The following is a 13,085-nucleotide window of genomic DNA, read 5'->3' on the forward strand; positions in this document are numbered from 1 at the left end:
TAAATTACTCGCCTCTTAAGCTTATCTTGCAGCGTAATTCCGATTTTGGATAAAGGCATATACCCGTTTCAAGCATCAGTTTCTGAGCATCAGCAGGATCAACATCAAGTTGTACTTTTGAGAGTAACTGGGAGAGTACAGACGTCATTTCAGCAAAAGCAATTGACATTCCTGAGCATCCATAATCGCCTCCTGAAAATGGCAGGAATGAGCCTTTGGTTATTGCCTGAGCCCTGTCTGGCGAAAAACGTTCCGGGTCAAACAGATCTGGGTTTTCCCAAAGTGTTTTGTGGCGGTGAAGAAAATAGATGGACACCATAAGCATGCTGCCAGCGGGAATTTCAGTGCCCCTTATGGTTATGGGTTCCTTTGCGTCGCGCATGACTTCGGGGCCCGGAGGGAATAGTCTCAATGACTCGTTGATCAGGTTGCGTACTGTCCGTCGCTCGTACTCGCCATCAGGTCGCAAGCGTATACCTGTTGCTAACTGTTGTTGTAACTCCGGATGTAAACCCAGTAGCCAGGCGCTCCAGGCCATGGTTATTCCGGTGGTGGTATGTCCTGAAGCAGCGAATACCAAAGCGTTTGCTTTGACCTCTTGTTGACTGAGACCAGGAGAGGGTGCCCAGCCAGCCTCATTGGCAATGGCCCGCAGAGGATTGTCATCAGTCAGACGTTGCCAGCGACCACTTTCCATAAAGTGCTGTGTAAGTCTTGCAACGACTTTGGCTGAGGCGACAAAATCAGATTTGTCTACTTTATGTAAGGCGTCGATCGTTTCCTTTACGGCCATGTCGCGCCCTTCGTAATGATTGTTGCCAAAGAGTGTTGCCCAGGTGATTTGTAAGGCTAGTTCGCTCATTTCCCGATACAGATCGATCGATCCCTGTTCAAGCCAACGAGAGATGGCATCGGCGGTTGCATCAATCGACACCTCTTTAACCAACTGAGCCTGCCTGGCAGAAACAAGCGTTTTAAAGGCATCTCTTTGTCGCTCGTTTTGTTGACCTAGTGTGCCGCTCAGTCCGGGGCCAAAAGCTTGGTTGCCCAGCCTTTGCTGAACGATCGATTTTGGGAAGGCATTGGTTCGGGTAACTAATATTTCATATGCAGCAACTGGGTCAGCGATAAAAGCGAGAGTTTTCTTACCCGTTTGAGCGATAAAATATGGTTGCTCAAGCAGTTCCGCCGGTCGGGAGTTCTCTCGAAAACGGATAAGATCTGAAGGGGGGGATGACCAATCTATGTCCATGGAGGGGGCAAAATGAAGCGCGGGAATCGGATATTTAAGCACTGACTTGTTCTCTCTTTGTCTGACTATTCTGAGAGCTGTCAGGCGACAGCCAAAAGGGCCGCGGATACAAAAAAATTCGTCCGAGGGTGTCGATTATATTAATCCAGGCTATAAAGGCTTCACGGTTAGTGACGTCTTGGGGGGTAGGGATAAATCGCGATGACCATCCTCCCGAGTACATACGACACTGACTACAGTCAATATCAGGAGTGCAGCATTTTACTGACCGGGATGTTAGATCAGTGGTGTAGTAACGCATAGGGTTAACGATTCGTGACTGGCAATCCAGTGCGATGCCGTTTTCGTCCAGCGTATAGCGGCTGCCGGGCTGGCACATATAATCATTATATTCATGGCAGTAAACTACGGTGTCGGGGTAATCCTCAATAGTAGCGGCTAATGTTTCCCGTGTTTTGGCTAAATCATAATCGGTGAAGATGGGAGAGTGATTTTGATCACTGAATCGGAAAAAACGATCATCATGTTGCTGACCAATTGCTAACTTTTTAAGAAATGAATGGGTCGGAGAGTACAGGTTGTAAGTTAGTTCTACCCCGTGATCACTACACATTCGTGCGACTTCTGGTACCTGTCCAATGGTATCCTTCGAGACCGTCAGAAGCATAATGGCCCGCTGGTCTCCTTCATAATTCTTGAGTGCTTTACGGAAAACGCTCGCTCCGCGCAGTTGGATGTCTGTTTTATCATCGCTGGCCCAAACTGAAACCCCAATACGGTAAGGGATGTCTTTATTCAGCGCTATCGTGCCATTCGTACCGATATTACCCCATGGGAAATGCTGTGCAGCGGCTAAGAGCCGATCCTGGGCTAAGGCAGGCTCAGCGCCAACGAAGTAAGCCATGGATACCCCTCGTTCCGCTTCTAAGTGAAAAAAATTCTGCCACTCATTAATCGGCTTGTTTCCATTTATTTGCCAGGTATCTCCGCCTTCAAAGTAGTAACAGCCCTCACATTTCAGGTTGCAGCGGGTTTCAATCTCATAAAAAGCAGGACGTCTGAAAGCGCGGATTGTTTCTTTGGCGCGATTGTAGCGATGAAGAAGGGCTGGTGTTTCTTTGATAAGGGACCGTATCGAGCGTGCTACTATACGGGCTTGTTCTCGTCGAGTGAGTTCGGTTGCGCAGCAGGTCATCTGATCTCCCTCTGCAAGCAAAAAAGCAAAGCACATCCCTTTGCTTGAGTGAGTTGAAAAATTGTTGTTACAACTATGCTAGCATGCGCTGGTTATATTCTTCTATAACAGACTTGATCGTTTAACTATTACGCTTAACCGCGAGATCCGCCAGTTGAATCATGGTCTGTTTGAATGAGCTGTCCGGCAAGGCATCCAGTGCTTTAATCGCTTTATCCGCCTCGCCGTAAGCGATGTCGCGAGCGTAATCAATTGAGCCGGTAGCATGGACGATCTCCATGATCGGTTGCAGGTCGTCGAGTCCGCCTTTGCGGATCGCCTGGCGGATCAGTGTGCGCTGCTCGTCGCTGCCTTCACGCATGGCGTGGATCAGTGGCAGGGTTGCTTTGCCCTCGGCCAGATCGTCACCGACATTTTTGCCCATCTCTTCAGCGCTGCTGAGATAGTCCATCACATCATCAATAATCTGAAAGGCGATACCGATATGGCGGCCATAGAGGCGCAGTGCCTCCTGTTGCTCTTGTTCGGCGTCCGCCAGAATTGCACCGGTCTCGGTAGCTGCTTCAAACAGCATTGCGGTTTTTCCCAGAATAACCTGCATGTATGAGGCTTCTGTGGTGTCTGGGTTGCGGGCGTTCAGCAGTTGCATCACTTCGCCTTCGGCGATAATCGTGGTGGCGTTGGAGATCACTTTCATGATCTCCATCTTGTTGATCTCAACCATGATCTGAAAAGCACGGGAGTAGAGGAAGTCACCCACCAGAACGCTGGGGGCGTTGCCCCACTTGGCATTGGCGGTATCATTGCCACGCCGCAGCTCTGAGTTATCAACGACGTCGTCGTGTAACAGGGTGGCGGTGTGGATAAACTCAATCACCGCCGCTAGTTGAACATGATGTTCGCCTTTATAGCCGGCCGCATTGGCTGCCAGTAGTACCAGTAGCGGTCTGATCCGTTTACCGCCGCTCTCTACAATGTAATGTCCGATCTTCTCAACCAGTGGTACACCTGAGTGTAAGTGGTTGATAATATAATTGTTTACCGCTTCGAATTGCGGCTCAATAACTGGATTTAACTGATGTGGCAGCATGGGGACTGATACTAGACTCTGAAATTTGTATGGGCGCATGCTAGGGGGTGCTTATCCGGGTGTCAAGAAAGTCAGGTTATTATCTATATTTATACTTGAGTCGTTTGTTATGTTTCTATATAATCTCGCGCCCTAACCCATCCAAATTCGCTCCCTACCATATGGTTATGAATATCCATTAGAAGTAGGCGTCTTATTTAGTAGCAGGGCGGGTTTTAAACTGGAGATTAAAATGTACGCAGTAATTGTGAGCGGTGGTAAGCAATACCGAGTTCAGGAAGGCCACACGCTGAAGCTGGAAAAGCTGGCTGTAGAAGCTGGTTCAAATGTTGAATTTGACCGTGTTTTGCTGGTAGCTAATGGTGATGATGTAAAGATCGGTGCGCCGGTTGTTGAAGGGGCTAAGGTGACAGCTGAGGTTGTTAGCCACGGTCGCGCTAAGAAAGTTCATATCATGAAGTTCAAGCGTCGTAAGCACCACATGAAGCAGATGGGTCACCGTCAGCACTTCACCGAAGTAAAAATCACTGGCATTAATGCCTAAGACTGTTTGAGAGGAGAGTGACAAATGGCTCATAAGAAGGCGGCAGGTAGTACCCGTAACGGTCGTGATTCCGAGTCGAAACGCTTAGGTGTTAAGCGTTTCGGTGGTCAGGTTGTAACAGCAGGTAACATTCTGATTCGTCAGCGCGGTACTAAGTTTCACGCTGGTGAAAACGTAGGTATGGGTAAAGACCATACTCTGTTTGCAACTGCGGACGGCGTTGTTAAGTTTGTTGTTAAAGGCCCGCAAAAGCGTAAATACATTACTGTAGAAACCGCTTAATAAGGCTTTTATGCTAAAAAAAGCTCCGCGGTTGCGGGGCTTTTTTTGTTTTTAGTGGCTGATTGAGCTAGTTGTTGAAAAGGTCTGCGGTACGGGCCTTATCAACAGCCAGTTTGTTGGCAGGTGGTGTGCACAGATTACCAGTATAGCTGGGGGTGTAGAATGAAGTTTGTAGATGAAGCGACGGTCACAATAGAGGCGGGTAAGGGCGGCAACGGCTGCATGAGCTTTCGCCGGGAAAAGTTTATCGCTAAAGGAGGCCCTGATGGGGGTGACGGTGGTGATGGCGGGTCGGTTTTTGTGGAAGCGGACGAGTCGCTGAATACACTTATAGATTATCGCTTTCAGCCCCGTTATAGCGCTCAGAATGGTAAGGGCGGGCAGAGTAGAAACTGTACCGGTGCCAAGGGTGACGACCTGATTATGAAGGTGCCGGTAGGCACCACCGTGGTGGATATCGATACCGATGAGGTGTTGGCAGATCTGACTAAGGTGGGTCAGGTTGAGAAGATTGCTCAGGGTGGTTTTCATGGCCTGGGTAATACCCGGTTTAAGAGTAGTGTCAACCGGGCACCGCGTCAGACGACCAGCGGCAGTCTGGGGGAGACCCGTAACGTCAAGCTGGAGCTGAAAGTGTTGGCGGATGTTGGTTTGCTGGGGTTGCCGAACGCTGGTAAATCGACCTTTATTCGTTCGGTCTCTGCGGCGACCCCTAAGGTTGCTGACTACCCCTTCACAACGCTGGTGCCAAATCTGGGAGTGGTGAGTACTGAGAAGCATAAGAGCTTTGTCATTGCTGATATTCCCGGCATTATCGAGGGGGCTGCAGAGGGGGCCGGACTGGGGATTCAGTTTCTGAAGCATCTGGCACGTAACCGTATTTTGCTGCATCTTGTTGATATGGCGCCCTGGGATGGTGTGATGCCGGCTGATTCTGCTCAGGTGATTGTCAGAGAGTTGGAGAAGTTTAGTCCGACTCTGGCGGCGCAGCCTCGCTGGCTGGTACTGAATAAGCTGGATATGGTGCCGGAAGCTGAGCAGGAAGAGCGCTGTCAGGCGGTGATTGATGCGTTGAGCTGGGATGGTCCTGTCTATCGTATATCGGCGATCAATAAGATGGGGACTCAGGAACTGGTACGGGATATCCAGGTGTTTCTTGATCAGTTGGCGGTGCAGTTGGCGGAAGATCCAGAGTTGGCTGAAGCTGAGCTTCAGGTGCGCCGGTCTATCGACCGCGAAGGTCGTGAGCGGATCGAGCAGATGCGTGCTGAGATCCGTGCTAAGCGTCGTGGCGAAGATGATTTTGATGACTTTGACGATGATGATTACGATGTTGAAGTCGAATATGTGAAAAATTAATACCTGCTCAGGTTGTCCTGGCTGAGGCTGGAACCCAGGATGGGGCGGGTCTTTCAAGAGAGTGAAGTCAGTGAGTCAAGCGCGTAATAGGCTGAAAACCTCCCGGCGATGGGTGGTGAAAATTGGTAGTGCGTTACTTACAAACGATGGTGAGGGGCTTGATCTGGCGGCGATTGGTCGCTGGGTTGATCAGTTGGCTCAGTTGCGGCGCGAGGGAGTGGAGATTGTGCTGGTCTCTTCCGGCTCTATTGCAGAGGGTATTGTTCGTCTGGGCTGGAAAAGCCGTCCTCATGAAGTCTACAAGTTGCAGGCTGCAGCGGCGGTGGGGCAGATGGGCCTGGTGCAGGCCTATGAGGCCAATTTTAAGCGGCATAATACTCTGACGGCTCAGATTCTGCTCACCCATGAAGATCATTCCAATCGTAAGCGTTATCTTAATGCTCAGGCGACTTTGAAGACGTTGCTATCGGTGGGTGTGGTGCCGGTGGTGAATGAGAACGATACGGTGGTCACTAAAGAGATTCGCTTCGGTGATAACGATACGCTGGGCGCTTTGGTGGCAAACCTGGTTGAGGCTGATGCGCTGATTTTGCTCACCGATCAGCGCGGTTTGTATACTGCAGATCCCCGGATAAATCCTGACGCGACGCTGATCTCTGAGGCGATGGCAAGTGATAATGCGCTCGACGCTATGGCTGGTACGGGTGGTCGGCTGGGACAGGGGGGGATGGCGACTAAAGTGCGTGCTGCCAGGCTGGCAGCGCGTTCGGGTGCTGTCACTGTGATTGCCAGTGGTCGCGAGGATGATGTTTTGCTGAAGTTGCGGCGGGCGGATCAACTGGGAACGGTGCTGGTGCCTGAGCAATCGCCGATGGCCGCCCGTAAGCAGTGGATTGCAGGGCATTTGCAGGCGCGGGGTACGCTGACTCTGGATGCGGGTGCTGTGACCGCTCTGGTTGATCGGGGTAAGAGTCTGTTGCCGGCGGGAGTGCGTGCAGTGACCGGTTCATTCTCTCGGGGTGAGATGGTGGTGATCTCGGATGAGCATGGTCGGGTAATTGGTCGGGGCTTGGTGAATTATGGCGTTGAGGATGCGCAGAAGATTATCGGTCACCCCAGCTCATATATTGAGACGGTGCTTGGTTTTGTCGGGGAGCAGGAGTTGGTGCACCGGGATAATCTGGTGCTCGCATGAGTCTGGTCTCATCGATGTAAGAAGCAAAAAGTAAGAAACACAAAAAAAACCGGCCATGGCCGGTTTTTTTATCGCTACTTACGTCTTAAAGGCTTACGCCTCAAAGCGAATCTCAGGGAGATTAGGCAGCCAGTTTCTTGATAGAGGCATTCAGGCGGCTCTTCTTGCGGGCAACCTGGTTCTTGTTGAAAATGCCTTTAGTTACAGCGCTGTCCATTAATGGCTGAGCGGTAACGAATGCTGCAGATGCAGCTGCGTGGTCGCCAGATTCGATAGCTGCCACTACTTTTTTAACGTAAGTGCGAACCATGGAACGCAGACTCGCGTTATTTTGACGGCGCTTCTCGGCTTGGCGAGCGCGTTTACGGGATCCTGCGGAATTTGCCACAATCCGACTCCTCTAAACTAGGTAAAAGTTAATCGATGTAAGTTAATCGATATTGTGATGCCCCGGCGTTCATTTATAACTACTGAGCATCGAAAATTAAGACGCGAGATTATTCATGTTTGCCCGGCAAGTGTCAATAGCTAAGTGTGAATAAATCAGTGGCGATTGTCCGGGTGTTGTAACGGATGATCCTGGGAGGGGCTATATTTACGAAAGGTTTACGCAAGCATTTTGTCCGCTTAATCGGTATTATCTGCACCATCGACTTGGCTGGCAGGAAAGCACCCCTTGAGCAATACAGAAACATCGCCGCAAGGCTCTCGACCCGATACCCCTGGCCCTCATAGCCCAGAGCCACCAGACGCTGAGCCCAAAGCCCGCGGTTTGCTGCGTTCCAGTGCGCTGGTCGGGTTGATGACCATGCTTTCACGGGTTATGGGACTGATCCGGGATGTCGTGGTGGCGAATTATTTTGGTGCAGGCAGTAGCGCTGATGCTTTTTTTGTCGCCTTTAAAATTCCTAATTTTCTTCGCCGTCTGTTTGCTGAAGGTGCGTTTTCTCAGGCGTTTGTGCCGGTATTGTCGGAATATCGTAGTCTCAAGGATCTGGCTGCGGTTAAACATCTGGTAGACCGGGTAGCAGGCAGTCTGGGGCTGGTGCTGATAGTGGTGACTTTGTTGGGGGTTTTGGGCGCGCCGGTATTGGCGGCGATCTTTGCTCCGGGTTTCTATTTGAACGATCCTCTACGCTACGGGCTGGCGGTTGATATGCTGCGTTTTACCTTTCCGTATCTGCTGCTGATATCCCTGACCGCTCTGGCGGGCAGTATTCTCAATAGTTATGAGCGTTTTGCTGTACCCGCTTTTACTCCGGTGCTGTTGAATCTCTCACTGATCGGAGCGGCCATCTGGATGCAGCCGCTGTTTGAGCAGCCGGTGATGGCGCTGGCGATCGGGGTGCTGATTGCAGGTTCTGCGCAGTTATTGTTTCAGCTGCCGTTTCTCTGGCGGATTCAGTTGTTGCCTGCGCCAACACTGGGATTCAGGGATGAGGGGGTAAGACGGATTCTTAAACTGATGATTCCGGCACTGTTTGGGGTATCGGTCAGTCAGATCAACCTGCTATTGGATACGTTGCTGGCTTCTTTTCTGCAGACCGGCAGCGTTTCCTGGCTGTATTATTCTGATCGTCTGGCGGAGCTGCCGTTGGGGGTGTTTGGCATCGCCATTGCGACCGTTATTCTGCCCAGCCTGTCACGCAGGCATGCGGAGAAAAGTACGGAGCATTTTTCCCGCACGCTGGATTGGGCGATGCGGATGGTGCTGCTGATCGGGCTGCCCGCCGCGATGGCGTTGCTGGTGCTGGCTGAGCCATTGATTGCAACCCTGTTTCATTATGGTGAGATGGCTGACCGGGATGTGATGATGGCCGCGATGAGTCTGCGCGCCTACGCCTGTGGCCTGCTGGCGTTTATGTTAATCAAGGTGCTGGCGCCCGGCTATTTCTCCCGTCAGGATACCAAAACCCCGGTAAAGATCGGTATTGTTGCTATGGTGGTGAATATGGTGCTCAATCTGATACTGATCTGGCCTCTGGCTCATGCCGGGCTGGCGCTGGCGACTACGCTTTCGGCATTTCTGAATGCCGGATTGCTGCTACGGGGGTTGCTGAAAGAGGGGGTGTTCACCTGGCAGGCGGGCTGGCTAAAGTGGTTGTCACAGGTTGGCCTGGCCAATCTGGCGATGATCGGTATTCTGCTACTGCTTGCAGGAAGTCCTGAGCAATGGCTGCGGTTTGATATGTGGCAGCGGGTCGCGCATATGGCGGTATTGGTGGGTGGTGGTGCGACGGTTTATCTGTTGGTTCTGCTGATAACAGGGATGCGACTGCGGCATCTGCGCCATTAATCGGCCAGTATTGATGCTGACGGATGGCGGATATCGCTCTAACTGAGGTATAATTTCGCGCTTATTTTTATTTGCTGATGAGATTGAGGTGATATGGAGCTGATTCGGGGTCTGCATAATCTGCGTGACAAGCATAAAGGTTGTGTTGCAACGATCGGCAATTTTGATGGTGTGCATCTGGGGCATCAGCAGGTGTTAGCCCAGGTGCTGCGCAAAGGGCGGGAACTGGGGCTGCCGGCGGTGGTGATTATTTTTGAACCTCAGCCAAGAGAGTTCTTTTCCGGTAGTCAGGCGCCCCCCCGGTTGACCCGTTTTGATGAAAAGGTACGATTGCTTAAAGACAATGGTGTGGACCGGGTGCTCTGTCTGACCTTTAACGAACGTCTGCGCACCATGAGTGCAGATCAGTTTGTCGATGAGCTGTTGCTGAAGGGGCTGGCGGTCAGGCATTTTGTCGTTGGTGATGATTTCCGTTTTGGTTGTGATCGCAGTGGTGACTACAACATGCTTCGTCAGAGCGGCGAGCGCTATGGTTTCAGTGTGGTGAATACTGAAACCTTTGATGTGGATGGTGAACGGGTCAGCAGTACCCGGATCAGGACTGCGCTGCAGAATAATGATCTGGTGCTGGCGCAGCGACTGCTGGGCCGCCCCTACCGGGTGACCGGGCGGGTGATGCATGGTCAGAAGCTTGGGCGCACCATCGGTGTTCCCACGGCAAATGTGCGGATGCACCGGTTTCACTGCCCGCTAAACGGCGTCTATGCCGTGACAGTGACGGGTAAAAACCTGGCCGCAGAAGGGGTTGCCAATGTTGGAATGCGCCCCACCGTCAATGGCAAACAGCCGGTGCTGGAAACGCATCTGTTCGATCTGGACAGCGATCTTTATGGTCAGCTGCTGAGTGTCGAATTTAAAGCCTTTATCCGTCCTGAAAAGAAGTTTGAAGGGCTGGAAAAACTGAAGCAACAGATAGATAACGATATTAAACAGGTCAGAAACTATTTTCTGACAGGTGCCTTGTAAGCAGGGCCAAAATTAGACGATCCAGAAGCGATACGACAATGACCGATTATAAACCGACCCTGAACTTACCGAATACTAAGTTCCCGATGCGCGGCAATCTGGCTCAGAAAGAGCCTCAGATGCTGAAACAGTGGCAGAAGATGGATCTGTATCAGAAGATTCGTGAAGTCAGCGCAGGTCGTGAAAAGTTTATTCTGCATGATGGTCCTCCCTATGCCAACGGTGATATCCATATCGGTCATGCAGTGAATAAGATTCTCAAGGATATCATTGTTAAATCCCGCACACTGGCTGGCTTCGATGCCCCCTATGTACCGGGCTGGGACTGCCATGGTCTGCCGATTGAGCACAATGTTGAGAAAAAGATCGGTAAAGCAGGTGTTAAAGTATCTTACGGCGATTTTCGTAAAAAATGTCGTGAGTATGCGGCCCGTCAGGTGGAGGGTCAGAAGAAAGACTTTATCCGTCTAGGGGTGTTGGGTGACTGGGATAACCCCTACCTGACCATGAACTTCGAAACCGAAGCCAACATTATCCGTGCGCTGGGTAAGATCGCAGAAAACGGTCACCTGGTGAAAGGCTATAAGCCGGTTTACTGGAGCGTGGTAGGTAGTTCTGCCCTGGCGGAAGCGGAAGTTGAGTATCAGGATAAGACCTCTCTGGCGATCGATGTGCGTTTTGCGCCGGTTGATCAGGAGGCGTTTCTGAGCTGTTTTGACGATCTTTCCGGTGAGGGTGAAGCGTCGGTTGTTATCTGGACCACGACTCCCTGGACACTGCCTGCTAACCAGGCGGTATCACTGAATGCTGAGCTCGATTATGTGCTGGTGCAGGTGGGTGGTGAACGACTGTTGATTGTCGAGGCGCTGGTTGAAGATGCGTTGCAGCGTTACGGTGTTGAAGAGTACAAGATTGTTGGTCACTGTAAGGGCGAAGCGCTGGAGCATCAGCAACTGCATCATCCGTTTTATGATAAGCAGGTACCGGTTATTCTCGGCGATCACGTAACCGTTGAGGCGGGTACCGGTGCGGTGCATACGGCTCCGGATCATGGCGTGGAAGACTTCAGTGTGGGCCGCGCTTACGGAATCGGTACCCTGAATCTGGTAGGGCCTGATGGTGTCTACACAGAAAAGGCCGGTGAGTTTGCCGGACAGCATGTCTACAAAGTAGAGGGTGCGATCGTTGCGGCACTGGAAGCAAACGATCGTCTGATTCTGAAGAAACAGTTCAGTCATAGTTATCCTCACTGCTGGCGTACCAAAACGCCATTGATCTACCGTGCTACGCCGCAGTGGTTTATCAGCATGGAAGAGAAAGGGCTGAAAAAAGATGCTCTGGCTGCGATCAAAGAGGTTGAATGGTTCCCCGGCTGGGGTCAGAACCGCATCGAGTCGATGGTTGAACAGAGTCCTGACTGGTGTGTATCCCGTCAGCGTACCTGGGGTGTGCCAATCGCGCTGTTTGTGAATAAAACCACTTCAGAACTGCACCCTGAAACCCCTCGCCTGATCGAAGAGGTGGCGCTGAGAGTAGAAAAAGCCGGCATAGATGCCTGGTTTGATCTGGATGCAACCGAGCTGCTGGGTGATGAGGCGGATCAGTATGAGAAAGTACTGGATACTCTGGATGTGTGGTTTGATTCCGGTGTGACCCACTACTCGGTGCTGGACCGCACCGCAGGTCTGCAGTTCCCGGCGGATATGTATCTGGAAGGCTCGGATCAGCATCGTGGCTGGTTCCAGTCCTCCCTGAAAACCAGTATCGCCATTAAAGGCTGTGCACCCTATAAGCAGGTGCTGACCCATGGCTTTACGGTGGATGGTGATGGTCGCAAGATGTCTAAATCGGTGGGCAATGTGGTTGCGCCCCAGGATGTGATGAACAAGTACGGCGCTGATATTCTGCGTCTGTGGGTTGCTTCCACCGATTTCAGCTCAGAGATGACAGTGTCTGATGAGATTCTCAAACGGACAGCAGATGCGTATCGTCGGATCCGCAATACGGCCCGCTTCCTGTTAGCCAACCTGGAGGGGTTTAATCCGCAAACCGATATGGTGGCACCGGCTGATATGGTAGCGCTGGATCGTTGGGCGGTTGATCGCGCTGCGCGTCTGCAGGACGAGCTGGTGGGACACTATGATCAGTACCAGATGCTTCAGGTGTATCAGAAGGTGTCCCACTTCTGCTCACTGGATCTGGGTGGTTTCTATCTGGATATTATCAAAGACCGCCAGTATACCGCTAAGGCTGACTCGGTCGCCCGCCGCTCCTGCCAGACAGCGTTGTATCATATTGCCGAGGCGATGGTGCGCTGGATTGCGCCGATTCTCAGCTTTACAGCCGATGAGATCTGGAATGAGTTACCGGGTGAGCGCGCTGAATCAGTACAGCTGGTGACCTGGTATACCGAACTGGCGAAGCTGGATGAGTCTGCTGAGCTGGGGCGTCACTACTGGCAGCAGGTTCTTGCGGTGAAGACCGCCGTTAATAAGGAGCTTGAGAATCAGCGTAATGCCGGTCATATCGGTGGCAGTCTTGAAGCCGAGGTGACGCTTTACTGCGCACCAGAGCTCAAGGTTCAGCTGGAAAAACTGGCGGATGAGCTGCGCTTTGTACTGATCACCTCTAAGGCGGCTGTGCGTTCCGCTGATGAAACTGCAGATGCGGTTGCTACGGAGCTGGAAGGGCTGAGTATTGCGGTGATTAAGAGTGAGCAGGCCAAATGTGGTCGTTGCTGGCACCACCGTGAAGATGTGGGTAACACGCCTGAGCATGAAGAACTGTGTGATCGCTGTGTTGAAAATGTTGCCGGTGCCGGTGAACAGCGCAACTTTGCATAAGGT

Annotated in this window: 11 protein-coding genes; 7 read left to right on the plus strand and 4 right to left on the minus strand. The window is 51.7% G+C overall.

Annotation, left to right across the window (positions count from 1 at the left end; all coding sequences use genetic code 11):
* Window positions 1-4: 4 nt before the first annotated feature.
* From JW499_RS15285 to ispB, 3 genes are all read right to left on the minus strand, one after another.
* On the minus strand, window positions 5-1,294 hold the full coding sequence (locus JW499_RS15285; RefSeq protein ID WP_205211397.1) for a cytochrome P450: 1,290 nt from the start codon (window positions 1,292-1,294) through the stop codon (window positions 5-7).
* On the minus strand, window positions 1,287-2,447 hold the full coding sequence (locus JW499_RS15290; protein ID WP_205211398.1) for a radical SAM protein: 1,161 nt from the start codon (window positions 2,445-2,447) through the stop codon (window positions 1,287-1,289). The genes JW499_RS15285 and JW499_RS15290 overlap by 8 nt, the downstream gene beginning before the upstream one ends.
* A 121-nt stretch (window positions 2,448-2,568) precedes the next feature.
* Window positions 2,569-3,537 carry an octaprenyl diphosphate synthase gene (gene ispB / locus JW499_RS15295; protein WP_205211399.1) on the minus strand — a complete coding sequence of 323 codons (969 nt, stop codon included), beginning with the start codon at window positions 3,535-3,537 and terminating at the stop codon, window positions 2,569-2,571.
* A gap of 232 nt (window positions 3,538-3,769) precedes the next feature.
* On the opposite strand from ispB, the gene rplU reads away from it, so the two are divergent.
* From rplU to proB, 4 genes are all read left to right on the plus strand, one after another.
* Complete coding sequence (gene rplU, locus JW499_RS15300) at window positions 3,770-4,081, plus strand: 50S ribosomal protein L21 (protein ID WP_091361781.1); 312 nt, start codon at window positions 3,770-3,772, stop codon at window positions 4,079-4,081.
* Window positions 4,082-4,105: 24 nt separating this feature from the next.
* Complete coding sequence (gene rpmA / locus JW499_RS15305; RefSeq protein ID WP_091361779.1) at window positions 4,106-4,363, plus strand: 50S ribosomal protein L27; 258 nt, start codon at window positions 4,106-4,108, stop codon at window positions 4,361-4,363.
* 162 nt (window positions 4,364-4,525) lie between these two features.
* The gene (gene cgtA, locus JW499_RS15310) at window positions 4,526-5,722 is read left to right on the plus strand and encodes an Obg family GTPase CgtA (RefSeq protein ID WP_205211400.1); all 1,197 of its coding nucleotides are present in this window, start codon (window positions 4,526-4,528) and stop codon (window positions 5,720-5,722) included.
* A 70-nt stretch (window positions 5,723-5,792) separates the two neighbouring features.
* Window positions 5,793-6,917 carry a glutamate 5-kinase gene (proB, locus tag JW499_RS15315; protein WP_205211401.1) on the plus strand — a complete coding sequence of 375 codons (1,125 nt, stop codon included), beginning with the start codon at window positions 5,793-5,795 and terminating at the stop codon, window positions 6,915-6,917.
* Between the two features lie 121 nt (window positions 6,918-7,038).
* On the opposite strand, the gene rpsT is transcribed toward proB, so the two are convergent.
* Entirely contained in the window at window positions 7,039-7,305 is a 267-nt protein-coding gene (gene rpsT, locus JW499_RS15320) for a 30S ribosomal protein S20 (protein ID WP_091361774.1), read from the minus strand.
* 414 nt (window positions 7,306-7,719) lie between these two features.
* Here rpsT and murJ point away from each other — a divergent pair, with 414 nt between their 5' ends.
* The 3 genes from murJ (at window position 7,720) to ileS (ending at window position 13,082) form a co-directional block, all read left to right on the plus strand.
* Window positions 7,720-9,213, plus strand: coding sequence for a murein biosynthesis integral membrane protein MurJ (gene murJ / locus JW499_RS15325; RefSeq protein WP_232846452.1), 1,494 nt, complete (start codon window positions 7,720-7,722; stop codon window positions 9,211-9,213).
* A 93-nt stretch (window positions 9,214-9,306) separates the two neighbouring features.
* Window positions 9,307-10,239, plus strand: coding sequence for a bifunctional riboflavin kinase/FAD synthetase (ribF, locus tag JW499_RS15330; RefSeq protein ID WP_205211402.1), 933 nt, complete (start codon window positions 9,307-9,309; stop codon window positions 10,237-10,239).
* A 38-nt stretch (window positions 10,240-10,277) separates the two neighbouring features.
* Window positions 10,278-13,082 carry an isoleucine--tRNA ligase gene (ileS, locus tag JW499_RS15335; protein ID WP_205211403.1) on the plus strand — a complete coding sequence of 935 codons (2,805 nt, stop codon included), beginning with the start codon at window positions 10,278-10,280 and terminating at the stop codon, window positions 13,080-13,082.
* Window positions 13,083-13,085: the final 3 nt, after the last annotated feature.

The organism is Amphritea pacifica, from assembly GCF_016924145.1.
Lineage (GTDB): Bacteria > Pseudomonadota > Gammaproteobacteria > Pseudomonadales > Balneatricaceae > Amphritea > Amphritea pacifica.

What these genes read in the sequence shown, in the direction of transcription:
- ribF (WP_205211402.1), top strand. Translation starts at nt 9,307, where the DNA reads ATGGAGCTGATTCGGGGTCTGCATAATCTGCGTGACAAGCATAAAGGT.
- cgtA (WP_205211400.1), top strand. Translation starts at nt 4,526, where the DNA reads ATGAAGTTTGTAGATGAAGCGACGGTCACAATAGAGGCGGGTAAGGGC.
- ileS (WP_205211403.1), top strand. Translation starts at nt 10,278, where the DNA reads ATGACCGATTATAAACCGACCCTGAACTTACCGAATACTAAGTTCCCG.
- JW499_RS15290 (WP_205211398.1), bottom strand. Translation starts at nt 2,447, where the DNA reads ATGACCTGCTGCGCAACCGAACTCACTCGACGAGAACAAGCCCGTATA.
- murJ (WP_232846452.1), top strand. Translation starts at nt 7,720, where the DNA reads ATGACCATGCTTTCACGGGTTATGGGACTGATCCGGGATGTCGTGGTG.
- rplU (WP_091361781.1), top strand. Translation starts at nt 3,770, where the DNA reads ATGTACGCAGTAATTGTGAGCGGTGGTAAGCAATACCGAGTTCAGGAA.
- rpmA (WP_091361779.1), top strand. Translation starts at nt 4,106, where the DNA reads ATGGCTCATAAGAAGGCGGCAGGTAGTACCCGTAACGGTCGTGATTCC.
- ispB (WP_205211399.1), bottom strand. Translation starts at nt 3,537, where the DNA reads ATGCTGCCACATCAGTTAAATCCAGTTATTGAGCCGCAATTCGAAGCG.